Source organism: Acetobacter senegalensis (assembly GCF_001499615.1).
Classification (GTDB): domain Bacteria; phylum Pseudomonadota; class Alphaproteobacteria; order Acetobacterales; family Acetobacteraceae; genus Acetobacter; species Acetobacter senegalensis.
Genome location: NZ_LN606600.1, coordinates 1,331,036 through 1,356,988 on the forward strand (window position 1 = coordinate 1,331,036; position 25,953 = coordinate 1,356,988).

At 54.6% G+C, this 25,953-nt stretch carries 18 protein-coding genes; 12 read left to right on the forward strand and 6 right to left on the reverse strand.

Annotated features, from left to right (window positions below):
• Positions 1-82: 82 nt before the first annotated feature.
• The 3 genes from ASN_RS05920 to ASN_RS05930 all read left to right on the forward strand — a co-directional run bounded on the left by ASN_RS05920 (position 83) and on the right by ASN_RS05930 (position 4,906).
• Positions 83-1,138 (forward strand): SphA family protein, encoded by a 1,056-nt coding sequence (locus ASN_RS05920; RefSeq protein WP_058987513.1) that lies wholly within the window; start codon positions 83-85, stop codon positions 1,136-1,138.
• Positions 1,139-1,176: 38 nt separating this feature from the next.
• Positions 1,177-2,670 carry an aldehyde dehydrogenase family protein gene (locus ASN_RS05925; protein ID WP_058987514.1) on the forward strand — a complete coding sequence of 498 codons (1,494 nt, stop codon included), beginning with the start codon at positions 1,177-1,179 and terminating at the stop codon, positions 2,668-2,670.
• A gap of 88 nt (positions 2,671-2,758) precedes the next feature.
• Positions 2,759-4,906, forward strand: a complete 2,148-nt coding sequence (locus tag ASN_RS05930) for a PQQ-dependent dehydrogenase, methanol/ethanol family (RefSeq protein ID WP_058987515.1) — start codon at positions 2,759-2,761, stop codon at positions 4,904-4,906.
• Between the two features lie 150 nt (positions 4,907-5,056).
• On the opposite strand, the gene ASN_RS05935 is transcribed toward ASN_RS05930, so the two are convergent.
• Complete coding sequence (locus ASN_RS05935; protein WP_058987516.1) at positions 5,057-6,085, reverse strand: YeiH family protein; 1,029 nt, start codon at positions 6,083-6,085, stop codon at positions 5,057-5,059.
• A gap of 75 nt (positions 6,086-6,160) precedes the next feature.
• Between ASN_RS05935 and ASN_RS05940 the strand changes: the two genes are divergently transcribed.
• Complete coding sequence (locus ASN_RS05940; RefSeq protein WP_058987517.1) at positions 6,161-7,033, forward strand: LysR family transcriptional regulator; 873 nt, start codon at positions 6,161-6,163, stop codon at positions 7,031-7,033.
• Positions 7,034-7,085: 52 nt separating this feature from the next.
• Here the strand turns inward: ASN_RS05940 and ASN_RS05945 are convergent, their stop codons facing one another.
• Positions 7,086-8,543 (reverse strand): NCS1 family nucleobase:cation symporter-1, encoded by a 1,458-nt coding sequence (locus ASN_RS05945; protein WP_058987518.1) that lies wholly within the window; start codon positions 8,541-8,543, stop codon positions 7,086-7,088.
• A 122-nt stretch (positions 8,544-8,665) separates the two neighbouring features.
• On the opposite strand from ASN_RS05945, the gene hydA reads away from it, so the two are divergent.
• From hydA to ASN_RS05965, 4 genes are all read left to right on the forward strand, one after another.
• Positions 8,666-10,066, forward strand: coding sequence for a dihydropyrimidinase (hydA, locus tag ASN_RS05950; protein WP_058987519.1), 1,401 nt, complete (start codon positions 8,666-8,668; stop codon positions 10,064-10,066).
• Positions 10,067-10,594: 528 nt separating this feature from the next.
• A complete protein-coding gene (locus tag ASN_RS05955; protein WP_407922302.1) occupies positions 10,595-11,944 on the forward strand; it encodes an NAD(P)-dependent oxidoreductase in 1,350 nt (449 codons plus the stop codon).
• A gap of 11 nt (positions 11,945-11,955) precedes the next feature.
• Positions 11,956-13,230, forward strand: a complete 1,275-nt coding sequence (gene preA / locus ASN_RS05960; protein ID WP_058987521.1) for an NAD-dependent dihydropyrimidine dehydrogenase subunit PreA — start codon at positions 11,956-11,958, stop codon at positions 13,228-13,230.
• Between the two features lie 41 nt (positions 13,231-13,271).
• Positions 13,272-14,546 (forward strand): M20 family metallo-hydrolase, encoded by a 1,275-nt coding sequence (locus tag ASN_RS05965; RefSeq protein ID WP_058987522.1) that lies wholly within the window; start codon positions 13,272-13,274, stop codon positions 14,544-14,546.
• A gap of 717 nt (positions 14,547-15,263) precedes the next feature.
• Here the strand turns inward: ASN_RS05965 and ASN_RS05970 are convergent.
• Together ASN_RS05970 and ASN_RS05975 are read right to left on the reverse strand one after the other, a co-directional pair.
• Positions 15,264-17,837 (reverse strand): TonB-dependent receptor plug domain-containing protein, encoded by a 2,574-nt coding sequence (locus tag ASN_RS05970; protein ID WP_058987523.1) that lies wholly within the window; start codon positions 17,835-17,837, stop codon positions 15,264-15,266.
• A gap of 227 nt (positions 17,838-18,064) precedes the next feature.
• Positions 18,065-19,864, reverse strand: a complete 1,800-nt coding sequence (locus ASN_RS05975; protein WP_006558064.1) for an ABC transporter ATP-binding protein — start codon at positions 19,862-19,864, stop codon at positions 18,065-18,067.
• A gap of 156 nt (positions 19,865-20,020) precedes the next feature.
• On the opposite strand from ASN_RS05975, the gene nth reads away from it, so the two are divergent.
• Positions 20,021-20,842, forward strand: coding sequence for an endonuclease III (gene nth, locus ASN_RS05980; protein ID WP_058987524.1), 822 nt, complete (start codon positions 20,021-20,023; stop codon positions 20,840-20,842).
• A 303-nt stretch (positions 20,843-21,145) separates the two neighbouring features.
• Here the strand turns inward: nth and hemH are convergent, their stop codons facing one another.
• Together hemH and mutY are read right to left on the reverse strand one after the other, a co-directional pair.
• A complete protein-coding gene (gene hemH / locus ASN_RS05985; protein ID WP_058987525.1) occupies positions 21,146-22,183 on the reverse strand; it encodes a ferrochelatase in 1,038 nt (345 codons plus the stop codon).
• An 84-nt stretch (positions 22,184-22,267) separates the two neighbouring features.
• Positions 22,268-23,332, reverse strand: coding sequence for an A/G-specific adenine glycosylase (mutY, locus tag ASN_RS05990; RefSeq protein ID WP_058989174.1), 1,065 nt, complete (start codon positions 23,330-23,332; stop codon positions 22,268-22,270).
• A gap of 220 nt (positions 23,333-23,552) precedes the next feature.
• Here mutY and ASN_RS05995 point away from each other — a divergent pair, with 220 nt between their 5' ends.
• From ASN_RS05995 to ASN_RS06005, 3 genes are all read left to right on the forward strand, one after another.
• Entirely contained in the window at positions 23,553-23,987 is a 435-nt protein-coding gene (locus tag ASN_RS05995; RefSeq protein ID WP_058987526.1) for a DUF721 domain-containing protein, read from the forward strand.
• Positions 23,988-24,052: 65 nt separating this feature from the next.
• On the forward strand, positions 24,053-24,343 hold the full coding sequence (locus tag ASN_RS06000) for a hypothetical protein (protein ID WP_058987527.1): 291 nt from the start codon (positions 24,053-24,055) through the stop codon (positions 24,341-24,343).
• Between the two features lie 122 nt (positions 24,344-24,465).
• On the forward strand, positions 24,466-25,596 hold the full coding sequence (locus ASN_RS06005; protein WP_058987528.1) for a lytic transglycosylase domain-containing protein: 1,131 nt from the start codon (positions 24,466-24,468) through the stop codon (positions 25,594-25,596).
• The last annotated feature ends 357 nt before the right edge of the window (positions 25,597-25,953 follow it).

Genomic DNA, 25,953 nt, shown 5'->3' on the forward strand with positions numbered 1-25,953 from the left:
CACGAAAAGCGTGTTGATAATAAAAAACACGGCAAACGTGTTCACAACAAAAGCACGGTCAACGTGCTACATGGAGGAACTTATGGCACTGCCTTATTCTGCTGTGTCGAAGGGTAAAGGTTTCGTTCAGTCTTGTCGTGCCGCACAAGGCACCTCGCGGGACGACATCATGGCGCTTCAGCGCAAGAAACTGAGAAAAATTCATGACTCTCTTTTCAAAAAAGCGTTGCCCTTTGTTTTGATCACGTTGGCAGCGTGGAGCTTGCATGCTGCGCCACGGGCGGCTTATGCCACTGAGGGAGGTGGCAGTACCTACCCCATGGGGGTCAATACCGTTTTGCCGGCCATCATGCCAGATCTCGGGAAAACCGAACTTCTGAATTATCTTGCTGATATTCCGCTGACATCCCTCAACGACAGCCACGGTCGTCATTCCCCCGAAGCATTTGGAGGAAATCTGTTCGCGTTTGCGCCGCGCCTTTTGCATACATGGAATTTTGCACTAGGGGACTTTCATTTTTCCACCGGACTTTCGCCAGTTTTCCAGCGCAAATATGTAAGCGTCGGTGGCCAGAACAGCTATACTTTCAATATGTCATCATTCGACCTGCAGGCCCTCTATGTCACCTGGTCGAAAGGAGACCTGCATTTACTGTTCGGACAGGATTTCTGGTTTCCGGGTTCCTCCTACAACCACTCTGATTTCTCGAATGTTACTGCCACGCGCGTGACATTCATGGAAGAAGGCGCCGTGACATGGACCCCTGGAAACTGGGAGTTTTCTCTTGAAAATACAGTCCAGATGTCAACCCGTAACCGCGATACAGGCTACCATGATGGTACACTGTTCAACATGGATTATGGTATTTCCTACCGCCCGTTCCCTAAATTGCGCAAACTGCAGTTTGGCGTCAACGGCAACTGGGCCTACCAGACAAGTAACGATACCCTGAACGGGCAACGTTATATGGACGGCTACAAGCTGCGCAACTTCACCATAGGACCGCAGATTGTTTATGATTTTTCCCCCGGTACAGCCGTAGTCCTTAAATGGCAGCATGCCCTGGATGCCCGCAATACAATTGGCGGCGACCGTTACTGGGTGGAATTTGCCTTACCGATCCACCTGTTCGACTGATCAAGAATATCTTCCGTTCAGAACAGGACGTTTAAAATATGGTTGAAGTTTCCATACTACCCCAAGTTCGCGATTTCATGAATCGGTTGAACGGTCAGTTCATAAACGGCAAAACTGTTGTTTCCCAGCAGGACGAAGTGATCACCATCACCAATCCCGCTACGGATGAGGTGATTGCACATGTTGCCACGGCCACGAGCGGAGATATCGACTATGCGGTAGACTCCGCTCACCGTGCCTTTCACGGTGGCTGGGCGAACGTTTCTCCAGCCCAGCGCGGCCTGCTGCTGAACCGGCTTGCCGATCTCATGATCGCCCATCGTGAAGAACTGGCACAGATTGAAACCCTGACTTCGGGAAAGCTGATTACTTTATCACGTGCTTTCGAGGTCGATTATGCCGTATCATTCCTGCGCTATTATGCAGGCTGGACAACACGAATTGAGGGCAAGACTGTTGCACTCTCTCTCCCTTCCGCCAATGGCGAGAAATATACCGGGCTGACACTGCGTGAGCCACTGGGTGTGGTGGCAGGCATTGTACCCTGGAATTTTTCGATCATGATTGCGGTCTGGAAATTCGGGTCAGCCCTGGCGTGTGGCTGCACAGCCGTCATCAAGCCCAGCGAGGTGACGCCCCTCACCATGCTACGTGTTGCAGAACTGGTGATTGAAGCAGGAATCCCTCCTGGTGTTCTAAACGTGGTCAACGGCCCCGGGCAGCAGGTGGGTCACGCCCTCACAACACATCCAAAAATTGCCAAAGTTACGTTTACCGGCGGCATGGAAACAGGGGCAATTATCGGCACAGCCGCCCTTCAATCTGGCTTCAAACGGGTCACTCTCGAACTCGGTGGCAAGAATGCCGCAGGTTTCTTACCTGATGTTTCGCCAGAGAAGACGGTAGAGGGCATTATTGAGGCCGGTTTTCTCAATTCGGGTCAAGTCTGTGCTTCTGCTGAACGCTATTATGTCCATCGCTCCCTGATCAATAATGTAGCAGAGCAACTCGGCAAGCGCCTGGCGACTCTCACACCGGGTGATCCGATGGATGATGAAAGCCGTTTCGGCCCGCTGGCAAATCGGTCCCACTTTAACAAAGTGATCGGGTATTTCACGCGAGCGCGTGACCAGAATCTGACATTCATCCATGGCGGCGGCGCATTTGATCTGCCCGGTTGCTACATACAGCCAACGGCAGTACTGGCGCGATCAGAGAATGACGAACTGATGCGTCAGGAAGTATTCGGTCCAGTCGCGTCTCTTCTGGCGTATGACAGCGTGGACGAACTGGTGACACTCATGAACGACTCACCATACGGTCTGGCTGCCAGCCTTTGGACCAACAATCTATCGCAGGCCCTGCGTCTCATTCCTCGTGTTGAAGCGGGCACAGTCTGGGTCAACATGCACAATTATATCGATCCCGCCATGCCATTTGGCGGCACAAAAGGATCTGGAATCGGTCGTGAATTCGGAAGTGCGTTCATCGATCATTTCACGGAAATCAAATCAGTGATCATGCGATATTAAAAACAATAACCGGAGCACTCTTCGCAAGTCAGCACTGGTCGAGAGCAATACCATGAAGCACTTTTTCCTGTTTAGGGCGACCTTATATATGGTCGTCATCCTTACCTTGTCCGCTACCCATCTATCGCAAAGCCAGGCTGCAACGGATGATCCTGTCGTCACACAAGCGGAGGAATCGCCACAGAACTGGCCGACCCATGGACGCACCTATAACGAACACCGTTATAGCCCGCTAAACCAGATCAACACGGAAACAATTGGCCGGCTCAAACTGGCGTGGTCAAGCAACTTCGACACCAATCGCGGCCAGGAAGGCACGCCGCTGGTGGTCAATGGTATCCTCTACGCCACGACAAACTGGAGCAAGGTCCGTGCCTATGACGGAGCGAGCGGCAAGTTGCTCTGGAGTTATGATCCTCAAGTGCCGGGACCATCCGCCGTGCGCGGCTGTTGTGATACCGTTAATCGTGGGGCAGCCTACTGGAACGGCAAGATTTTTGTAGGAACATTCGATAACCGTCTGATCGCTCTGGATGCTAAAACCGGCCACAAAATATGGGAGGTGGACACAATTCCCAAGGACGCGTGGCTGGGTGATATCAGATCCTACATTACCGATGGCGCGCCACGCGTAGCCAAGGGCGTGGTGATGATCGGCAATGGTGGCGCGGAGTTCGGCGCACGCGGCTTCGTCTCGGGCTTCGATGCAGAAACCGGGGCGCTGAAATGGCGCTTCTACACCACGCCCAACCGTTCAAATCAACCCGACCACGCAGCATCTGACGCCCCCCTGATGACCATGGCCTATCGTACCTGGGGGCCGCATGGTGCATGGATCCACTCCGGCGGTGGCGGAACAGTATGGGATTCCATCGTTTATGATCCGCAGACCGATCTTGTCTATCTTGGCGTCGGCAACGGCTCACCGTGGAACTATAAACAACGTTCTGATGGGATTGGGGACAATCTCTTCCTTGGGTCAATTGTGGCCATTCGACCAGAAACTGGTGAATATGTCTGGCATTTCCAGGAAACGCCTCAGGACCAGTGGGATTATACCTCGACCCAGCACATTATGACCGCCGATCTCGAAATCAACGGCAAAAAGCGTCATGTCCTGCTTCACGCACCAAAAAACGGTTTCTTCTACATTATAGACGCGCAAACGGGTGAATTTATCACGGCAAGGAACTATGTGCCTGTCAACTGGGCCAAGGATATTGATCCCGTAACGGGCCGCCCCAATATCGTTCCTGACGCACTGTATTCCCTTACGGGCAAACCTTGGGCAGGCCTTCCGGGGGATCTGGGCGGACATAATTTTGCAGCCATGAGCTATAGCGCCCAGACTGGCCTTGTCTATATTCCTGCCCAACAGATCCCGATGGTGTTTACCCCCGACGCCCAACCCTTGAAGCACAAAGGCTTGAACCTCGGAATTAGCATGCAGGGTCTTCCCGATGATCCCGCTATCCGCGACGGTTTTCTCAAGACGCTCACAGGGTGGCTGATTGCGTGGGACCCCAAACAACAGAAGGAAATCTTTCGGGTCGATCACAAGGGGCCATGGAACGGGGGCCTCCTTTCCACGGGTGGCAACTTGATCTTCCAGGGGCTAGCAAACGGCGAGTTCCATGCCTATGACGCAAGGAATGGGGCGGATCTTTTCAATTTCAATGCACAGAGCGGGATTATCGCACCGCCGATCTCCTATGAAGTGAATGGCAAGCAATATATTGCTGTAGAAACCGGTTGGGGCGGCATCTATCCATTGCTGATGGGACGAACGGCGCTATCCTCAGGCTGGACGGTCAATCATTCCCGTCTGCTCGTTTTCGCGCTGGATGGTACGGCGGAACTCCCACCGCAAAATGACAGGGGGATGATACCGGTCAAGCCGCCAGAACAATTCGATGCACAACAGGCTGCCGCAGGGTACCAGCTATACGAAACGTTCTGTCAGGTCTGCCACGGTGACAACGCGCTTTCTGGTGGTGTCCTGCCGGACCTGCGCTGGTCAGGTGCCATTCATCACATGGCGGGATTCCAGAATGTTGTCGGCCGGGGAGCCCTGACCGCGTACGGCATGGCACGCTTTGATGACATCCTTTCACGTCAGGACATTGAAAAAATCCGCCAGTTCCTGATAAAACGGGCCAATGAGACCTACGCGCGAGAAGTAGCCGCCCGCGCCAACCCTCAAAACATTCCACAAGGCCGCGCGATTACCGAATAAGACACGGTATCATCTTGCGTAGGAGCAACTATACTTGCTCCTACGCATTCTGGTGCACCATCACCTTCTTCAAAAATGCCCGAGCCAGCCTTCGCCCTTTTCTTGGCATGCGGACTTTTCCTGCCCGATCAGTGCGGGTGCCGTTTTCCGTTATGCATGACAGCACAACCGAACAACGCACAAGGCAGCAGCTCCCAGCAGAAAGAGAGAGAGCGTAACGCAGGCTATGGTTTTCATGCCGGCAGCACAGACACCGCGCAGATCAACGGTCAGACCAAGCCCCGCCATGGCGACAATTGTCAGTAAATTGCTCGTAACGTGCAGGGGGACGACCACAGCATCCGGTAGCAGGCCGACCGAACGCAGGGCCATCAGCGCCATGAACGCCAGAATGAATGGTGGAAGGAACCGGGTAATGCCGAATCTACAAATGGAGGCATCCCGCGCCAACTCCGTTCGTGCGTGAAGAAGCGAAAAACCAGCGACAACTGGCCCCAGCATCAGCACACGCACCAGCTTGACCACTGTGCCCATCTGTACCGCCACTGGGCCCATAGGGCCAGCAGCAGCCAGAACCTGTGGCACGGCATACACCGTCAGCCCAGCCAGCATACCCCCTCCTTCAGCCGTCAACCCCAATCCATGGGCAATGATTGGCAGGGCAACCACCACGATAATGCCGAGCACGGCAGTAAAGGCAACAGATGTCGCCACATCGTCGCTATCTGCATCAATAACAGGGGCTATGGCGGCAATCGCGGAATTGCCACAGATTGCGTTGCCGCATGCGATCAGAATGGCCATCTTCGTGGGCAGTTTCAACACACGCCCAATTGCGATACCAGCGAGAATTGTAACGCACACTGTGACGACAATCCCGAACAGCAGCACTGGCCCTGCCCGCAGCACCACGCCCGCGCTGATTGTTCCCCCCATTAGTGCAACGGCCCATTCCAACACCCGATGCGCCGTAAAATGGATACCAGAATGATAACGAGCCGACGGCATCCAGACGGTGCGAACGATTGTTCCCAGAAGAATGGCAAGAACAAGCCCTTCAAGCCATACCGTGCCTGTTAGTAGCCGCTCAGCCTGTTCTACCAATAGCGATACGACGGCGACGACAAGACTGAGGACTACCCCAGGCGCATAACCATAATTGAGACGCTTCTGTTTCATGAGGGCAGCATCGCGACCCGCGCTCGATAAATCCAATGGATTGTTTGTATTTGTTCAATAGATTATATTTATTGAATGACACTAGAACAACTTCGTATCTTCGTGACCGTTGCGGAAACGCTCAACATGCGTGCGGCTGCCGAAATCCTGTGCCTGACGCAACCTGCCGTAAGTGCTGCCATTGCTGCATTAGAAGAAAAACACGCGACCAGACTGTTCGAACGCATTGGGCGCGGCCTTGAGCTTAATGAAGCAGGCCGAACTTTTCTGCCGGAGGCACAGGGTGTTCTGGCAAAAGCGGCGCAGGCTTTGCAAACACTTGACGATCTTTCAGGGCTGGTCCGCGGAACGTTGCGCGTCGTCGCCAGCCAGACAGTAGCGAGCTACTGGTTGCCGCGCCGCCTCGCACGGTTCGCATCCTGCCACCCCGGCATCACGCTCGACCTTCGGGTTTGCAATACAACGCAGGCAGCCGCGAGCGTTCTTGCTGGCGATGCGGATTTGGGATTTGTGGAAGGCTATGTTGAAGAAGGAGTGTTGGCGCGGCACAAAGTGGGAGGAGATGGCTTTGGGCTCTATGTGGCACCAAGACATCCCCTGACGAACCGCCCGCCCCGCCGTGAAGACCTGATAAAAGCCCAATGGGTCTTGCGTGAGGAAGGATCTGGCACACGCAACCATCTGGAAACCTGTCTGCACTCCCGTTTTGGTCTGGACTTAACAGAACTGACAGTCAGACTGGTTCTTCCATCCAATGAGGCCGTGATGGAGGCTGTCTCAGACGGTGATCTGATTACCGCCGTCTCTCACCTTGCTGCCGCGCCGCGCGTTCGGGCAGGCCTCATTCAGGCTCTTGATTGCGTTCTGGATGAACGCAACTTCTCTATGCTGCGCCACAAATCACGACGCATGGGGCATGCTGCACAAGCATTCGTGGAGATGATCTGACAAGATCGACCTGTTTTTCAAAATTTGGATTGTGAAAACGTCATCCAAAATATCATGGAGACGGTTGAGGCTGTTTGTGGGAACGGGGCAGCAGCAAACTCAACCCCGTGTATGATATTCCTCCCACACAAAACCCTGCAATCCAGGAAAAATTGCGGAAAGCCATATAATGCTGTGTGAAAATTATGATCAACCCGCATCCCACACCCGCTATGAGGGCGAAAAGAGCACGGAAATTCACCCCTTTGCGGTACCAGTAACGCGCTGCCGGACTGCCAGAGTATAGGGCCTGCACATCAACCATCTTTTTCTGGACGAGATAGTAATCAGAAAGGAGAATACCGATAAGAGGCGCAATAAAGGTGCCAAGAACGTCCAGCGTGAAGTGAATAAGCTCTGGCCGTGTGTAGAGATTCCATGGTGTTACAAGAATAGCCCCCACAGCAGCAATAACGCCCCCTTTGCGCCAGGAAAGAAGACGAGGAGAAAGGTTTGAGAAATCAAATGCGGCTGAAACAAAATTTGCAGAAATATTGATCCCTATTGTTGCGATCAGAAACGTCGCCATACCAACAACAATAATGCTCAAACTATCAATTTGAGTAATCGTTTCAACAGGATCCAGAATAATACGCCCAAAAACAGGTTGAGTCAGCAGAATTGTTACAAGCGTTAGAATGGAGAAACCCATGAAATTGACAGGAAGCCCCCAGAAATTGCCAACGCGGATATCCCGCATTGATTTTCCATAACGAGAAAAATCACCAAAATTCAGAATGATGGGTGAAAAATAGGCAACAGTTAACGAGACTGCATTCAGAACACCCAGAACCCTTTTTGTGAAATTCCCGTTTTCAGACGTATCAAAAACGTGAAAATCAATCTGCCCGTGTGCATGCCACAAAAGCCACCCGTCCAGCGCAATCATCATGATGTAAATGGCAGGGCCTACCCAATCAATAAAATGCCGGATAGCTTCCATTCCGCGCCAGAACAGCAGGAGTTGAAGCAGCCATACGGTCATGAAGGTTGCCCACCCCAAGGTGGAAAGCCCCGCAAAACCATGCTGCTGCACTTCTGCCCATGACGCCAGATAAGGCCAGATCTTGAGCGCCAGAATGAGGAGCGCGTTGGAGGCAAGCCATGTTTGGATGCCATACCATCCAACAGCAATAGCACCCCTTACAAAAGCCGGTACAATGGCACCATGAACACCAAATGCCATGCGCGCAACAACCGGAAATGGTGAGCCTGAAACAAAGCTGGGTTGAGCGACAAGATTGCTCCCTAATTGCACAACACATATGGCCAGCAGCAGTGCCAGAAAAACATCCATTGCTGGCAACCCCATGGCAAAAAGGCTGCCCGCAGTAACATACCCTGCCACACTATGAACGTTGGACATCCACAGGAAGAGATAATCAGACCACGCCCACGTTCTGGCCTGGGTGGGTGCGAGATCCTTGTTAATCAAACGCGTATCAGTCTGACCATCCATGGTGGGGGGCATTGAGGACACTTTCTGATTGGTTCGCTCTCAGAATATCTTATTGACCAAGAGGTCAAAATAACAATACGATTTTGATATAAAATTTCATCTCAGGCCGAACAGCAGGGAAGGCAAACCGGATCATGCTGCATATCAGAGGCGGAACTGTTGTTACGGCTGAACGTTCAACGCGGGCTGATATTCTGTGTGACGATACAGGACTGATTGTTCAGGTCGGTGCAAATCTGGAAACACCTGCTGGATATGACGTTGTTGATGCTGGCGGGTTGCTGGTTATGCCGGGAGGTATTGATCCGCACACCCATATGGAAATGCCGTTCATGGGCACCACAGCCAGTGATGATTTTTATACGGGCACGGCAGCTGGTCTTGCCGGAGGCACAACCAGTATTCTGGATTTTGTCATTCCCGGTTCTGACCGCACCTTGCTGGAGTCCTGGAAGGCGTGGCGTGAGAAAGCCCGGAAGGCGGCATCCGATTACGGGTTTCATGTTGCTATTACGCACTGGAACGATCAGGTCCATGCCGATATGGGAACTCTGGTGCAGGACTGTGGCGTTAATTCGTTCAAGCATTTCATGGCGTACAAGAATGCGTTGATGATTGAAGATGAAACGTTTCTCCATTCCATGCGGCGTGCAGGAGAATTGGGGGCTCTTTGCACGGTGCATGCAGAAAACGGGGATGCCGTTGCTTATCTTCAGCAAAACCTGCTGGAAAAGGGGCAAACCGGCCCGGAAGCGCATCCAGCTTCACGACCGCCAGCAGTAGAAGGAGAAGCCACACAGCGTGCCATTACATTGGCTGGTTTGCTGGGTGTGCCACTTTACGTTGTCCATGTTTCCACTGAAGAAGCGACCTCGGCCATAGCGCAGGCCCGTATGCGTGGGCAGGAAGTCTATGGTGAAGTTCTGCCTCAGCATCTGGTATTTGATGATCAGGTTTATACGGCATCAGACTGGCTGAAAGCTGCCCGATACGTCATGAGCCCCCCGTTCAGGCCTGCTCATCATCAGAAAGCATTATGGGGCGGCCTAATGTCTGGCCAGTTGCAGACCACAGCAACCGATCATTGCTGTTTCTGCAAGGCGCAGAAAGAAGCTGGTAAGGCTGATTTTACACGTATTCCCAATGGAACACCCGGCATTGAGGACCGTATGAGCGTGTTGTGGCATTTCGGTGTGAAAAGTGGAAAATTGACACCAGAGAATTTTGTCGCCCTGACATCGACCAACACAGCCCGTATTTTCAATATGTATCCGCGGAAAGGGAGCATAACCATAGGCGCTGATGCCGATATTGTTTTATGGGACCCAACGGCTGAGCGCACTATCTCTGCCGCAACGCATCACCAAAATGTTGATTACAATATCTATGAAGGCATGACTGTCAGCGGACTTGCTCGAAAAACCATCAGCAACGGTAAGCTGGTGTGGGATAATGGAGACTTAAAAGCCGTAAGAGGCGCTGGCCGCTATCTGGAACGTCCTGCTTATAAGCGGTCCGCACGCTTCCCGTTATGATATTTTCGATCTTCTTGTATTTTCTTATGCAGCAAGCGGAAACTTGATGGGACATATACGGCAAGCATAGGAGCCGTCTTTTGTAACCGGGTAGAGCCTATATAAAAAAGTGCGGAATAAAATATTACGTTTGTCATGTGATTTACCGAAATCCACATGACGGGCATTCAGAGAAGAACTATATGTTCGCCATAAAAAATAATTCCGTAAATTTATATAAGTATAAAAAAGAATACTAAAAAGCGATTTTGTGGCACAAGAAATCGTAACGATAGCTTATTTTCTTGCATAATAGCACCGAGCAATGACGTGCTCCATTTCGAGTAGCTTCGGAAATTCTACCCTTTCATTCTCAATATGGTCCGCGCACCCGATTGGGCGCACGGGAGCCGCTCAGCTTTCAGAGGCAGACAAGCAACAGTTTCCGATATGAGACGCAAAAACTGAACAGATGGTCAGAAAAATGTTGCGGAGGCGGCTTGTTTCCTCATACCATTACGAAATCGGAATTTCATGAGGACTGTCATGATAAGCCTCCCGGATACCCTGTGCTGCCGCCTGAGCGAAGAAGAACTAGCAGTCAACTTTGCAGATGCGCACCCGCCCCTGACGCATGCACAGGCGGTAGTCGAAGCCGAACGGTGTTTTTTCTGCTACGATGCTCCGTGCATTGAAGCTTGCCCAACCAGCATTGATATTCCAAAATTTATTCGGGCTATTGCAACAGATAATATGCAGGGAGCCGCGCGAACCATCCTTGAGGCCAATATATTGGGCGGAGCGTGTGCCCGTGTTTGCCCGACAGAAATTCTGTGTGAGCAAAAATGTGTGCATAACGTGCGGGAAGAAGGTCATCCTATTCGCATTGGAGCCTTGCAGCGCCACGCAACAGACTGGCAGATGGCGCATGGCGACCAGCCTTTTACCCGTGCAGCCTTAACAGGCAAAAAAGTTGCCGTTGTTGGCGCAGGCCCTGCTGGATTGGCCTGCGCGCATCGGCTTGCACTCCACGGGCATGACGTTGTGCTGTTTGACGCCCACGCTCTACCAGGCGGACTGAACGAGTATGGAGTAGCCGCCTACAAACTGGCCGATGATTTTGCCCAGAGAGAAGTAGAGTTTCTCATGAGCATTGGCGGCATTACATTCTCCGGCACCCAAATTCTTGGAAAAGACTTTACGGTTTCAAATCTGCGGCGTGACTATGATGCGGTATTTCTCGCCGTTGGGCTTGCTGGCGTGCGTGCGTTGGGAATAGAGGGAGAACAGCTTGACGGCGTTATGGATGCCGTAAGGTTTATTGAAACCCTACGCTCACATGATAAGAAAACTGTCCCGGTTGGTCGGAAGGTTGTGGTGATTGGCGGTGGGAACACAGCAGTCGATGCGGCCGTCCAAGCCCGCCGGTTAGGGGCGGAAGAGGTCACTCTTGTTTACCGACGTGGGGCAGAGCATATGTCTGCCACTCCGGTTGAGCGGGAATGGGCGCAAACAAATGGCGTGAGCGTCAAGCATTGGGCCTCGCCGATCAGAATAGTGGCTCAAAATGGCCTGCTCTGCGGTGTGGAATTTGCACGAGGCTCAATGAAGCCTGATGGGCAAGCCGTGTATGATCTACAGGACACGTTTGTGGTGCCAGCCGATATGGTGCTTAAGGCCGTAGGGCAAGTTTTTCTGCCCGACCCGTTAAAAGGCGATTCCATTGCTATCAGCAGTGGCCGTATTCTGGTGGATGATCAGTACCGCACCACAATGGAAGGTGTTTATGCTGGGGGAGATTGCACGCCTGGAGAGGATCTGACTGTAGCTGCAGTGCGAGACGGGCGAGACGCAGCAGAGGCTATTCATCTGATGCTGTCCGAAACATCAGGGCAATAAAGGAACAGACCATGGCTGATCTGCGCACCAGCTTTGCTGGCATCACGTCTCCCAACCCATTCTGGCTGGCTTCTGCTCCTCCAACAGATAAAGCCTACAATGTACGACGCGCCTTTCAGGCTGGATGGGGCGGGGTCATCTGGAAAACGCTCGGTGAAGATCCCCCCGTTGTCAATGTCAGTTCGCGTTATGGATCATTGAACTATAACGGCAGCCGTATGATGGGGCTGAACAATATCGAACTGATTTCTGACCGGCCTCTGGCCGTGAATATTGCAGAAATCAAACAGGTAAAAAAAGAGTATCCTGACCGGGCTGTTGTTGTCAGCCTGATGGTGCCGTGTGTGGAAGACAGTTGGAAGGCCATTCTTCCTATAGTGGAAGAAACAGGGGCGGATGGCGTTGAACTGAACTTCGGCTGCCCGCATGGGATGTCTGAACGCAATATGGGTGCAGCAGTCGGACAGGTGCCCGAATATGTGGAGATGGTTACGCGCTGGTGCAAGCAATATACACGTATGCCAGTTATTGTAAAACTGACGCCTAATATCACAAATATTCTCATGCCCGCGCATGCCGCAAAACGCGGTGGCGCGGATGCGGTCTCACTCATTAATACCATTCAGTCTGTTATCGGCGTTGATCTGGACCAGATGGCCCCAATGCCGGTTGTCGGGGGAAAAGGCACACACGGTGGCTATTGCGGCCCTGCCGTAAAACCCATTGCCCTGCGCATGATTGGCGAAATTGCACGTGACCCGGAAATGGCTGGTATGCCTATTTCCGGCATAGGCGGTATCGGGTCATGGCGGGATGCCGCCGAGTTTTTGGCTATGGGTTCCACCACGCTTCAGGTGTGCACCGCCGCAATGCATTACGGCTTCCGAATTGTCGATGACATGATTGATGGGCTTTCCGCCTGGATGGACCAGAAGGGGTATACGGATATTCCGTCTCTGAGTGGTCAGGCCATTCCAAAATTTGTCAACTGGAACAAGCTGAATCTAAAATTCAAAACAATAGCTGAAATCAATCAGGATGCCTGTGTTAGTTGCGGGCTATGTCACATTGCCTGCGAAGATACATCTCATCAGGCAATTGCCAAATCCCTGATAAATGGTGAACGCCATTACGATGTGATTGAGGAAGAATGTGTAGGGTGTAACCTGTGCGCCCATGTCTGCCCTATTGATGGCTGTATTACCATGCAACCTCAACCTGTAGAAGAAGAGCTTACCTGGCCGGAACATCCCAACAACCCTAATCGCGTTACTGTGGAATCATAAATCATCTTGAAATAAAGCGTCGTATTAAAGGATTGGCAGGCATGATGCAGGAAAAAAACAAGGCAAGAACCAGCAATCTGTGTGTGGATGGGCAGGCTCTCTGGACCGATCTGATGGACACAGCCAGATTCGGGAAGACGCCAAAAGGCGGTATCCGTCGATTAACCCTCACGCAGGAAGACAAACAGGTGCGTGACTGGTTCATGCAAACCTGTGAAAGCTTAGGCTGCACTGTCTCCTATGATTCCATGGGAAACCTTTTTGCCCGAAGGCCCGGGCAGGACAACACCCTTCCCCCCATCACTATGGGGAGCCATCTGGACACGCAACCAACCGGCGGAAAATTTGATGGTATTCTGGGGGTGCTCGGTGGACTGTCCGTACTCCGTGCCTTGCACAAATCCGGTTATATCACGCGCCACCCGATCGAGCTCATCAACTGGACGAACGAAGAAGGCTCCCGCTTCTCTCCCCCCATGATGTGCTCTGGCGTATTTGCCGGCGTATTTACTGAAGAAGACGTTCTGGAAAAACGCGACCGCGCAGGTATCCGCTTTGGTGATGAACTGGATACGATAGGATACCGCGGTGCAGAGCCGTGTGGGCAACATCCCCTGACAGCTTATTTTGAACTCCATATTGAACAGGGACCTATTCTTGAGGCCGAAGATAAAACAATCGGCATTGTCACAGGGATTCAGGGCGCACGTTGGTATGAAGTAACCGTGCGCGGCAAGGATGCCCATGCGGGATCCACCCCCATGCCCTTACGGCATGATGCGCTTCTCGCTTCTGCAAAAATGATCGAGGCAGTAAGCCTTGTTGCCAAAGAGCATAGTCCTTCTGCCGTTGGCACCGTCGGCTTGTTAGAAAACAGGCCTAACAGCAGCAACGTTGTGCCCGGAGAAGTTTTCTTCACCATTGATATTCGCGACCCGGACGATGCCGTTGTTCTGAAAATGGAACAGGACCTTATGCAGCGCCTGCAACAGATTGCAGAAAACGGTGGTGTAACAATTGAAGTCGTTCAGATATGGGACGCCCCGGCTGTGCATTTTGATCAACAATGTGTAAATATGGTGGAAGAAGCTGCTGCCGAGGGCAATTATCCGGCACGGCGTATTGTCTCCGGCCCCGGACATGATGCCGGATACGTAGCGCGTGTAGCACCAACCGCCATGATTTTTGTACCCTGCAAAGATGGCCTCAGCCATAATGAAGAAGAAAGCATTACCAAGGCCCATGCCGAAGCAGGTGCCAATGTATTGCTGGAAGCCGTATTAAAAGCGGATCAGTTTTTCAACCTATCTGAATGAGAAGCAATTTTTTTAGCAGGAACATCTCAATATGTTCCTGCTAAACTGAGCGGCACGAAGCAGCGTAGCGATATTACGAAGAAATTTATTTCAACCACGTCGAGTTACAAAAATTACAAGATATCCCATCACTCCTCATCAACACTCTTCCGCGCTTTTCTTCCTCCCCACATGGACTGTTCGAAAAAATCCTTGTTTTTGGACTCCATTCTGTGTCCCATTCTTTCTGTCTCATGTGGAAGAAATGGTATTAAGCGGCCGTTTTTTTGATGCTGAAAAGCACTTAGCTTGACTGAGTAGCCTTCGTGTGTGTGTGTGTGTGTGTGTGTGAAACGGCTGCAAATAACCGTCTGTTTGTGAAGCCGTAATGTATCGTTACCGCGCAGGTATTCCGTGGCGGACTGACCACGAAAACCCACACCATTGTCAATCTGGCGGAAAGACCTTGGCTCTTTCACGTCACATCAGGACAAAGGGCTGACAGCACTGAAGCAGAGCCGCTTCTGGATAAAGTCCCAGAGCCTTCATCTCCGACAAGGCTTTTGAAGCCGATCCGATTATAGAAAAATTTGGAGAGGGAGGAAGGACACCAGTTATCCATCAAAGAAAAACTGATGCAATCCACAAAAATCTGCTCCTCTCTATAAATCCAGAAACGTGATCGAACGGTTTTTTCGACAAATCAAACCAAATGCCAACAGCACAGCGTGAAAGCTATCAGAAAGAAATATCTCCGCGCAGGTAATAGAAGCCACCATTCATACCAAGTTGAGACGTGCTCATGTAATACTGGGGTGCGCCCAGATAACGGTTGTTATCCGGCACGCGGCTGGGGCGGGCATCAAACAGGTTGTTTCCCCCCAGCGTTACGGCAAGATGTGGATTAACACGGTAGGTGACTTCAAGGTTTGTAATGAATTTTGGCGTGTTCTGGAACTCTCTGTAATTTGTGCTTGAGAGAGAGCTGGTGTTTCCGGCCCCACCATAATAGGTCAACTGTGATGTTACCTGCCCGTAGCGGATTTCATGCACGGCAACAGCCCATTTTCCGCTGGTAAAGCGGCCCCCAAAAATCATCTTGCTGCGCGGGTAAGCTGTGGTGATGTAAGCAATGCTCTGTGCATTCAGCAGCGGATTACCATTGGTATCCGTAGCCTGATGGGAAAGACGCGTACGGTTGAGGTTGATCGCAACATCCCAATCAATGCGGCCAATATTGCCAAGCTGGGTAGGATAGGTTGCCGTCAGATCCAGCCCCTGTGTGCGTGTACTGGCCACATTAGCAAACCAATGGGTGGAAAGAGAAGCATCAGACCAGGACTGATACCCCTCCGGCAGAGCAAAGCCGTTCATCAGCAAAGCAGATGCTGCCTGAGCGCCATAAACCTGGCCACCCGGCATGATCTGATCACGCAGGTTGATCTGATACACATCCACTGTGACATGCAGTTTCTTGAACGGTTCCATGACGATGCCACCGCTCACGTTGGTTGAGCGTTCCGGCTTGAGGGCGGAAGCACCATTTGCCAACGCACCGGCGGAGTTCACAGCGATCAGGCCACGTGCGGCCGTGGGAGAAATAGCCAGAGCGCTATAGTGTTCCTGCGCAAGCGTGGGGGCATGAAACCCGTTGGAGATCGTGGCGCGGAATGCCAGACGAGGCGAGACATCGTAACGGGTGGACACTTTGCCCGTTTCTGTATCCCCTACGTCTGTGTAGTGCTCATAACGCCCAGCGAGATCAAGCTGCCAGTGCCGGGTAAGGTGTGTGGAAACATCCACATACCCAGCCACAACATCACGATTGAAGTTGCCCGCGTTTCCGGGGTTGGTGCCCGCCAGAGCATCTGACCCGCTGCCATAAAGGGAGTCGGGAGAGCCGGTGCCGATGGAATAGCTTTCGTACCGGTAGGATGCCCCACCGGCCACATTGATTTCATGCGGCCATCCAGAAAACCGGAACTTGCGCGACAGATCGAACGTGTTGCTCCACTGCGAGTTATTGAACCCCTGCACATCAAAACGTGTTGGCGTGCGGCCTGTATCACGTTCGATAGCGGTGTTTGCAGAGTTCTTCAGGCCGATATCATTGTAGTCACGCCCGTAAACGGTTGAAAGATCCCAGTTCCAACCTTTGAAAACACCCTTGATGCCAGCAGTAAGTTCGTAATCATTCTCCTCCATGGTTTGCAGGGGAGAATAGCCGTATGGATAAAGGGCTGCGTAACCGGGATAACTGGCCAGAGAGGACGGCAGACGGTAGTTCTGATACGATTCCGCATGGCGATGCGCGTAGGTTGCCGTGCCGTAAAGCTGGATATTGTCGGTAATATCGTATCCGGCCTTGATGGCCACACTTTCACGCGTCTGTTCCGGCTGACCCAGCACATTGTTGATCTTGGTGCCGGTACGGGCATCGGACGCGCTGCGATAGGTGTGATCGGTATGGAAAAAATCGCCACTGACGTGAATAAAGCCACGCTGGCCCAGCTTGGCCCCGCCATCCAGATAAACGCCCTGCTGAAAACCATCTTTGGCCGCCGTGATACCGGAGATGGATTGTGCATGAAAACCGTGATCCTGCTTTTTCAGGATGATATTCACCACACCTGCCACGGCATCTGACCCATATTGTGCAGATGCGCCATCACGCAGCACTTCCACATGGTCAATGGCCGCCATGGGAATCATATCAATATCAACAGCAGTGGAACCCTGCTGCGGGCCCGGGTCTGCATACATGTTGGCTGTGGTGTGGCGCCGTTTGCCATCTACCAGCACCAGCGTTTCATTCGGGTTGAGGCCACGCAGGCTGATGGAATCAGTCAAAGCGCCGGTATCAAACCCGCCGGTGGGCATGGTGAGAGAGGGCAGAAGCTGGGCCAGAGCCTCCCGCAGGTTGGGCTGCCCGGTCTGGCTCAACTGCTTGGCGGACACCACATCAATAGGGGAAAGACTTTGCCGGGCCTTGCGGCCTGTCTCACGCGTGCCGGTGACAATGACGCTTTCCTCCCCACTGCTTTCAACGGGGGCCGCAGCCGCTGTTTTGCTAACAGAGCGCACCGTACTGGCAGCAGAGGGATCTGCCACAGAAGGCGTGGCGGTGGCAGCCCGGGTTGAGCGATGCGGCACTACCGCAGCTTCAGACGCCGCCCCTGTATTTCTGCCACCCGAAGAAGGCTGAACTGTCTGTGCATAGGCAGCAACTGGCCCGGAAAAAAGAGTTGCGGTCAGCAGCGCGGAGGCAAAACTGCCCCGCTGGCGCAGAACCGCACCTTTGCCTGCCCGCATACCTTTTCTACCCTCTGACAAAAAACGCTGATGCACGAGGCACGCTCCTGATACACAAAAATACAAATAATAACGTATTATTATCTATACAACTTTTTCTTTGGTATCATCTGGAAAGTCTGATGGCAGATCGTATTGGCAACAGTGTGTGGTGGTTTGGCAACAGTTCGTTTCAGGGCTGAAACCCACGGGCTATCATCTGCGTCTCTGCTAACGCAGGCAGCCCGCTACTGTTCCAGGGACTGCAATTCATACAGTTTGTGATAAAGTCCGTCCGGTTTCTGCACCAGTTTTGCGTGCGAACCATCTTCCACCACATGACCGCGCTCAAACACCAGAATGCGGTCCAGATCAACCACAGTAGCAAGACGATGGGCAATGACGATCACCGTGCGCCCTTCCATCAGGCGTTGCATGGCCTCCTGCACCAGCGCCTCTGATTGAGAATCAAGGCTGGCTGTGGCTTCGTCCATCACCAGAATAGGGGTGTTGGCCAGAAACGCACGCGCAATGGCCACCCGCTGACGCTCCCCACCCGAGAGCTTCACGCCGCGTTCACCAACCAGCGTGTCATATCCCTCCGGCAGGCGGGCAATGAAGTCCGCCGCATTGGCCAGCCGGGCTGCTTCTTCAATATCGGCCTGTGTGGCATCCGGGCTGCCATAGGCAATATTGTCTGCCAGACTGCGGTGAAACAGCATGGGCTCCTGCTGCACAATGGCAATTTCCGACCGCAGAGAGGACTGATTGATGGTGGAAATATCCACCCCATCAATAGTGATACGCCCGCCATCCAGTTCATAAAGCCGCTGCAACAGCTTGGTGAAGGTCGATTTTCCCGAACCTGAAGGCCCCACCAGCCCCACGCGGCTGCCTGCTTTGATGGTGACGTTCAGATCAGAAAAAATCTGCTTTTTCTGGCCCGGATATTGAAAACTGACATGCTCGAACCGGATCTCCCCTTCCCGCGCTTTGAACGGAACAGCAGTGGGAACATCTTTCACGGATGGTTCGGTACGCCACAGTTCAAGCAGTTCTTCCATCTCGTTGACGGAGCGCTGCACAACGGACACCTGCTGGCCGATATCCCGCAGATAGCCCTGCACCAGAAAGGTCATGGTCAGCACGTAAGCAACATCGCCCGGCCCGGCGAGCCCTTTCAGCCACAACCATACTGCCGCCCCCGCAAGAGCCAACCGCATGAACGTGACCATCAGATTCTGAATGCCCGCGCTGTTGGTGCCGCGTGTCCATGTCAGGCAGGTGTGTTTGCGCCACTGGCCAATAACATCCTCCAGCCGCTGCTCTTCACGCTTCTCCGCGCCAAAGGCCTTGACCACCGCATTGCAGGTAATGGCATCCGCCAACGCGGCCCCCATGCGGCTGTCCCACCGGTTGGATTCCCGTGCCGTGGGCGCAACGTAGCGCAAGGTCAGCAGGCAGGAGGTGGTGATGAACACCGCGGACAGAACGCCCAGCAGCACACCCATGAAAAGCCAGTGCCATGCCAGAACCAATGTGGTCAGCACCAGCAGACAGACTTCAGGAATGAGCATAAGCAGCAGGGTATCATCCAGCATGTCCACCGCCCACATGCCGCGTGTCAGCCTTCTTACGGTAGAACCTGCAAAGGTATTGGCGTGCCAGTCTGTGGAGAGACGCTGCACCCGCGCAAAAGCCTGCGCGCCAATCTTGTGCATGACCTGCGTGGTCAGATGTGTGATGCCCAGATAGGCGGCCCGCTTGCCCAGCACATTCCCCACGCCGCACGCCGCCATGCCCACCAGCATCCAGATGGCATCCCGCATCAAAGCAGACTGTGTTGCGGGCTGCGCAACATCCGACACCAGCCGTCCGGCCAGAACGGGCATGAGCACATCCAGCACTGTGGCCACCATGACACCGGCCACAGTCACCCACAGCGGAACTGGAAAATCCAGCCAGCGGCGCATGACAAATTTCAGGACATCGACAAACAGATTTTGCCTCCGTGCGGCGGAATGCGCAGCGGAAGAGGGGGTATTCATAAGGAAATTCCGAAAAATAGCTCAGGAAAACTGAGAAAACAGGCCATATCTGGTCCGCTTATGTATCGCGCCCCATTCTTTTTAGCAAACCAGAACCGTGCTTGGGCCACACTCTGCCAATGGACGCACCAGCCCGGAGCGGGATAAACTGCCCCCATGGTCAAACAGCCCCCGCCCTCATCCCGCCGTACCACGCAGCCCGCAACCTCCAAACGGAAGGTTGCTACCAGCCCGAAAAAACCGAAGGCTGCGGCAAAAGACAAAGCAGCACCTGTTGAGGACGCAAAGACTGTCACGCAGGCCCCACGTGACATGACCAAAGAGGAAATTCGTCTTTTCCTGACCGATCTTTCCCACGCGTGGCCCAATGCAGTGACAGAACTGCATTACACCACGCCTTTCACGCTACTGGTGGCGGTAGTGCTCTCTGCCCAGGCGACGGATGCATCCGTCAACCGTGTTACGCCGGGCCTGTTTGCGGATGCCCCCACGCCAGCCGCCATGGTGCAGTTGGGGGAAGAAGGCGTGGGCGAACACATTCGCACTATCGGGCTATGGCGCAACAAGGCCAAAAATGTGGTGGAACTGTCCCGCCAGTTGCTGGAACGGCATGATGGACAGGTTCCCGGCACGCGGGACCAACTGGAAGCGTTGGCAGGGGTCGGCCGCAAAACAGCCAATGTGGTCCTGAATGTTGCATTCAATCAGCCCACCGTGCCGGTGGATACGCATGTGTTCCGGCTGGCCAACCGCACCGGGTTGGGGCGGGGCAAGACGGTGGAGGCGGTGGAAACCGCGCTGGAGAAGCGTATTCCACCAGAAATGATCCGTGATTCCCACCATTGGATGATTTTGCAGGGCCGTTACGTATGTAAGGCGCGTAAGCCGGAATGCTGGCGCTGCGCCGCCAGTGTGCCGTGCCTGTTCCCTGCCAAGACGGACAGACCCGTCAGCAAACCGCCACGTCAGAGCACATAGGCCGGTTTTCTATTTGGCCAGAGCACGCGCCCCCTTCCCACCCTGACAGCGTATGCTCTCTGTCATGCACGTGCCAAAAAATCGGTCAGATCTGTTCGGCAAGCCGTAAGCTACTCACCAGCCTCTTCGGCTGATGCTGGCTCATGGAGGTACGTCAAAAGTAAACAGTCGAAACCGCCCTGGGTTTTTTGAACCTGAAAGACAGGTGTGAGGGCACGCGGCAAACCCATCTGGACGAAACACCCGCAGATCCATGGCCAAAACCGGTTACCCTTGAACCCGGCAGAGTTTTGCAACAGCCTTTTACAGCCAGCCGGAAAGGTCCTGCCGGGCGAGTTGTTCCAGCATATCCACACAGGCGGGGCTATCATTCAGGCACGGCAAAAGCGTGAAGGCTTCTCCGCCTTTGGCCATGAACTCATCGCGCACTTCGTTGCCAATTTCATCCAGCGTTTCAATGCAGTCCGCCATGAAACCGGGCGTAATGACCGCAATATTCTTCACCCCTTTTTCGGGAAGGGCTTCAATAAAGGGTGCGGTATAGGGCTCCAGCCATTTGGTGGGCCCAAAGCGGGACTGGAACGTAAGCGGCAGTGTTTCCGCAGTCATCCCCAAGGCTGCGCGGAGGGCTTCCACCGTGCGGATGCAGTCCGCCAGATAGGAATCTCCCTTGTCCACATATTCCTGCGGCAAGCCATGAAAGGACGCCACCACCATCTGCGGCGGGGAGGCAAGGGGTGCCAGCCCGTCCCGCACGGAATCAGCCAGTGCCTTGATATAGGCCGGGTGATCAGGAAACGGAGGCAATGTGCGCACAGCAGGTTGATTCCGCAGACGCATCAGCGCACGAAAAAGCTGATCATTCGCCGTAGCAGTCGTGGTGGCGCTGTATTGTGGATAGAGCGGCATGGCCAGAATGCGGTCACACCCATGTTCCAGCAGTTCCCGCACACCCGCCGCAACGGATGGCTTGCCATAGCGCATGCCCCACGCCACGGGCACGTCATCCTGAATAAAGCGCTGGGCCAGACTTTCCGCCTGTGCACGGGTATAGCCGCGCAGGGGGCTTTCATTACGGGTTTTATCCCAGATACGCTCATACGCCTTGCCGCTTTTACCGGGGCGTACCGTCAGAACAACACCCTGCAAAATGGGCTGCCAGAGCACAGGAGAGCCTTCTATCACCCGGCGGTCAGACAGAAATTCGGACAGGTAGCGCCGCACGGAGCGGTATCCGGTATCATCAGGCGTGCCGAGATTCAGGAGCAGAATACCGGGGCGGCCTTCAAACGCGGCTGTGCCATCAGGGCGTTTACGTGGGGGAATATGGTGAAAAACCATGATCTCTTTCCTGAACCCGAACAGCCCTTGGCCGAACGTCTTTTAAAACAAACAGCCTTTTGCCAGCCTGCCATGCCAACGGATTTACGTGGCCAGAGTTTTCATGCCCCGTTTTATGCACTTGAGCATAAGGGAGGGCAACGAGAGCGCATCCACCCCGGTTGCGGGAGCCAGAAACCCCTCCTGCACGGCCTGATTGGAAAAACGGCTTATGCGTGCAGCATAGACCGTGACCTGCAACGTGAAGTGCGTGAACACATGCTTGACCATGCCGCAGTCCTGCCATTCGGTCTGCACAGGGGCGTGGATCAGGGCTTCCTCCGTGCTCCACGGCTCGGTGCGCCATGGGGTGCCGGGCAGTTCTGTCATGGCGGCAAGTAGCCCTTTTTCTGGCCGCTTGCGTAAAAGCACCTGCCCGGCCGCATCAATCACCAGAAAATGCGCACCGTATCGCACCGGCTTGACCGCCTTGGGGGCGCGGCGCGGCAAGGTTGCGGCTATGCCCGCCTTGTGCGCCGCGCAAACCGCAACCCACGGGCACAGCCCGCAAGCCGGGGAGCGCGGCGAACACAGGGACGCGCCCAGATCAAACAGCGCCTGCGCAAAATCGGACGGACGTTTCTGCGCTTCTTTATCCGCGTTCAGGCCAGAAGCGAGAGCCGCAAGCTTTTTACGCGATGCCGGAAGAGGCTCTTCTATGGCAAACAGGCGCGAGGTAATGCGCTCCACATTGCCATCCACTGGCACCACGGGCACGCCGAAGGCAATGGCGGCCACAGCGGCAGCGGTATAGGCCCCTATTCCCGGCAGGGTGAGCAAGCCTTCCACCGTGTTGGGAAAGCCGCCAAGCTCCACCACCTTCTGCGCACAGGCATGCAGGTTTCGGGCGCGGGAATAATAACCTAGGCCCGCCCACGCGGAGAGGACATCATCCCGGTCCGCCGCAGCCAAAGCCTGCACGGTTGGAAATTTTTCCAGAAAACGATGATAATATGGCCCAACCGCCTTGACGGTGGTCTGCTGAAGCATGATCTCGCTCAACCAGACCGCGTAAGGATCTGCCGTCTGGCCGGGGCCAGAACGCCACGGCAACACACGGCGATGACGATCATACCAGTCAAGCAGGGAACGGGCGGGCGGGGTTTTCACGGAGGACGTTATGACGAAGGAGAGTCTCTCCGGCAAGACGGGAGCGAAGAAAACACGGGCAACCACCCGCTCCGCACCTTCGGCCAGAAGCAGTGCGAAAACAGGCACGGCACCCCAGAGAGAGGGGCGGCCATCCCTTGAGCAAGCAGCCCAGACTGCGGGCAAGACGACCAACCATGCCGCAAGCAAAACCGGACCAGCCGAGCCACCGCGCCGCGCCATGACGGCGCGGAGTCTGGCCGCCCTTCTGCCTGCCGTGACCGCCCCGGCCTTTCGCCGCCGCAACCCGGCCAGCGTGCAGCTTTTTACGGACTGGAGCGATATTGTCGGCCCGGCTCATGCCGCCGTGACAACCCCCAGCAAGCTGGCGGCAGGCAACCTGACCATTGCATGCGCTGGCCCGGTTGCCATGGAACTGCAACATCTGAGCGATGCGCTGATTGCCCGTATCAATACCTGGTGCGGGCAGGCACTGGTGGCACGCCTGCGCTTTGTGCAGGACCCCAAGGCTGGCATGCGCCCTGCCGCAGCCAGACGGGCGCCCTCCCTCCGCCCTGCCCCCAAATGCAGCGTGCCCGACATGCAGGAGAGCCCGTTAAAGGAGGCGCTTGAGGCATTGGGCGCACAAATTCTGCGGGAAAAGCAGAAGCGATAACATCCGCGCGACGGCGTATGTCTTTCACAGATCTGTCCTGATCCCCTCTTGAAATTGACACATTCATGGCGCGTTACGTCGGCCAGAAAATCTACACCTGCGAAAGTCGCAAACTTCTGAAGAAGACCATGACACCTAAACCCGCCTTTCTGACTGCCGCCGCCCGCCGCGCCCTGCGCCGACATGGCCGCACCAGCCTGTCTGACCTGCATTTTCTGGAACAATGGGCCACCAGCCCGGACAACAATGCCGCCAGCATTCTGCGCGCCGGGCAGATCAGACGCACCAACCCGGACCTGATGCAGGACATCACGACTGCCATGCCCGGAAAAATACGCAGAACGACGCTTCGGTAAGAAACAGGATCACCCGACGCCATATTCGGATCACGCATCGCCCGTATTCCGTATAGCGGCCTCTCCTTTCTGGCCGTCCGTTATGGATTGCATCCACAGAGCAACAAAGGCACCATGCGGGCATGAACAGGGCATACGGCATTCAGAAAGCAGACATTTCCCCCAAACGGGCGCTTTCTACCCTGTTCCTTGGCGGTCTGGCGGTTCTTTCTGCCTGTGCGGGGCCATCATCACGCCCCACGTCCTACCGCGCGCCGGGACCTGCTGTTGACCAATGGGGACCGTATATTCAGGAAGCCTCCACCCGCTTTTCCATTCCCCAATCCTGGATCCGTGCGGTCATGCAGCAAGAATCCGGAGGGCACCAGTATATCCGGGGGCATCTGGTGCGGTCTGTGCATGGGGCTGTGGGCCTGATGCAGCTTAAACCGGGCACCTATATGGAACTGGCCCACCGGTATCATCTTGGCTCCGATCCCTATAATCCGCATGACAATATCATGGCGGGCAGTGGCTATATTCGTGAACTGTATGATCGTTTCGGGTCACCGGATTTTCTGGCCGCCTATAATTGTGGCCCCCAATGCGCGGAGAATCATCGCTCCCGTGGCACGGCGCTGCCCGGTTATGCCAAAACCTACATGGCCGCCATCAAGCCGCATCTGAACGACCCCATCCCCGCCATGTTGCAACCTACCCAGATTGCTTACGCCCCGGCCCCTACGCCGCCCGTTACCGTCACGGCAGTTACCGCACCGGCTTCTGCGCCCCTCAGCCAGCAGACTGTGGGAACGGCACCACCCTTGCAGGATGATCTTGCGCCCCCGGCCCCGATGGGTGCCTCAGCAGAGTCTGGGGCTGGCGCAGATGACGGTATTCCTGTCTCCAGCACCACGGTAGCCCAGACCACGCCTGCAACGGCTGGGCCCGTTTCTTATACAGCCGCGCCAACTTCCCCGGCGGCAGTGCGGGCAGCGTGGGGGCAGAACGCCGCCTACAGCACGGGGAACGCCATCATCCAGATTGGTGCGTTCTCCACGCAGGAACGGGCACAGCGCGCTGCGGCACTGGCCAGACAATCCTCCACCGCGCTGGCAAATGCCGTCAGCCGGATTGAACCTGTCAACACAGGCGGCTCGGGCCGTCCCATATGGCGCACCCGGCTTGCAGGCCTGCCCGCCGATCAGACAGACAACATCTGCACCAGCCTACGCCAGCAGGGGATGTCCTGCGTGCTGGTGATCACCCAATAAGACGTAATTTGAAACGTCCGCGTTGAGGGCCATGAGCCGTTTTTGAGGCTATCATGAAGGATCTGACAGCCTCATGCAGAGGCATCGGGACGAAAATCCGGCGCATTCCGGCACAAAAAACCCTACCGAACCGACAGGACTGAGTGCTCCAACCGCCTCCACACTGAAGCAACGGGCGGCACCTTGGTGCAGGAGAGAGAGATACTGTGCCCATCGCTGCGGCTGTCCTAAGGTCGGAAAGACTCCCACACACCATGCCGCCATTGCACGCAGACGCTTGGCGGGATTGCCCCGACAGGATATGAAGGCACAATAGACCTGATTGACCATGAACCGGACCTGATCTGCCGCAAGCAG

What these genes read in the sequence shown, in the direction of transcription:
- ASN_RS05920 (WP_058987513.1), top strand. Translation starts at nt 83, where the DNA reads ATGGCACTGCCTTATTCTGCTGTGTCGAAGGGTAAAGGTTTCGTTCAG.
- ASN_RS05925 (WP_058987514.1), top strand. Translation starts at nt 1,177, where the DNA reads ATGGTTGAAGTTTCCATACTACCCCAAGTTCGCGATTTCATGAATCGG.
- ASN_RS05930 (WP_058987515.1), top strand. Translation starts at nt 2,759, where the DNA reads ATGGTCGTCATCCTTACCTTGTCCGCTACCCATCTATCGCAAAGCCAG.
- ASN_RS05935 (WP_058987516.1), bottom strand. Translation starts at nt 6,085, where the DNA reads ATGAAACAGAAGCGTCTCAATTATGGTTATGCGCCTGGGGTAGTCCTC.
- ASN_RS05940 (WP_058987517.1), top strand. Translation starts at nt 6,161, where the DNA reads ATGACACTAGAACAACTTCGTATCTTCGTGACCGTTGCGGAAACGCTC.
- ASN_RS05945 (WP_058987518.1), bottom strand. Translation starts at nt 8,543, where the DNA reads ATGCCCCCCACCATGGATGGTCAGACTGATACGCGTTTGATTAACAAG.
- hydA (WP_058987519.1), top strand. Translation starts at nt 8,666, where the DNA reads ATGCTGCATATCAGAGGCGGAACTGTTGTTACGGCTGAACGTTCAACG.
- preA (WP_058987521.1), top strand. Translation starts at nt 11,956, where the DNA reads ATGGCTGATCTGCGCACCAGCTTTGCTGGCATCACGTCTCCCAACCCA.
- ASN_RS05965 (WP_058987522.1), top strand. Translation starts at nt 13,272, where the DNA reads ATGATGCAGGAAAAAAACAAGGCAAGAACCAGCAATCTGTGTGTGGAT.
- ASN_RS05970 (WP_058987523.1), bottom strand. Translation starts at nt 17,837, where the DNA reads ATGCGGGCAGGCAAAGGTGCGGTTCTGCGCCAGCGGGGCAGTTTTGCC.
- ASN_RS05975 (WP_006558064.1), bottom strand. Translation starts at nt 19,864, where the DNA reads ATGAATACCCCCTCTTCCGCTGCGCATTCCGCCGCACGGAGGCAAAAT.
- nth (WP_058987524.1), top strand. Translation starts at nt 20,021, where the DNA reads ATGGTCAAACAGCCCCCGCCCTCATCCCGCCGTACCACGCAGCCCGCA.
- hemH (WP_058987525.1), bottom strand. Translation starts at nt 22,183, where the DNA reads ATGGTTTTTCACCATATTCCCCCACGTAAACGCCCTGATGGCACAGCC.
- ASN_RS05995 (WP_058987526.1), top strand. Translation starts at nt 23,553, where the DNA reads ATGACGGCGCGGAGTCTGGCCGCCCTTCTGCCTGCCGTGACCGCCCCG.
- ASN_RS06000 (WP_058987527.1), top strand. Translation starts at nt 24,053, where the DNA reads ATGGCGCGTTACGTCGGCCAGAAAATCTACACCTGCGAAAGTCGCAAA.
- ASN_RS06005 (WP_058987528.1), top strand. Translation starts at nt 24,466, where the DNA reads ATGAACAGGGCATACGGCATTCAGAAAGCAGACATTTCCCCCAAACGG.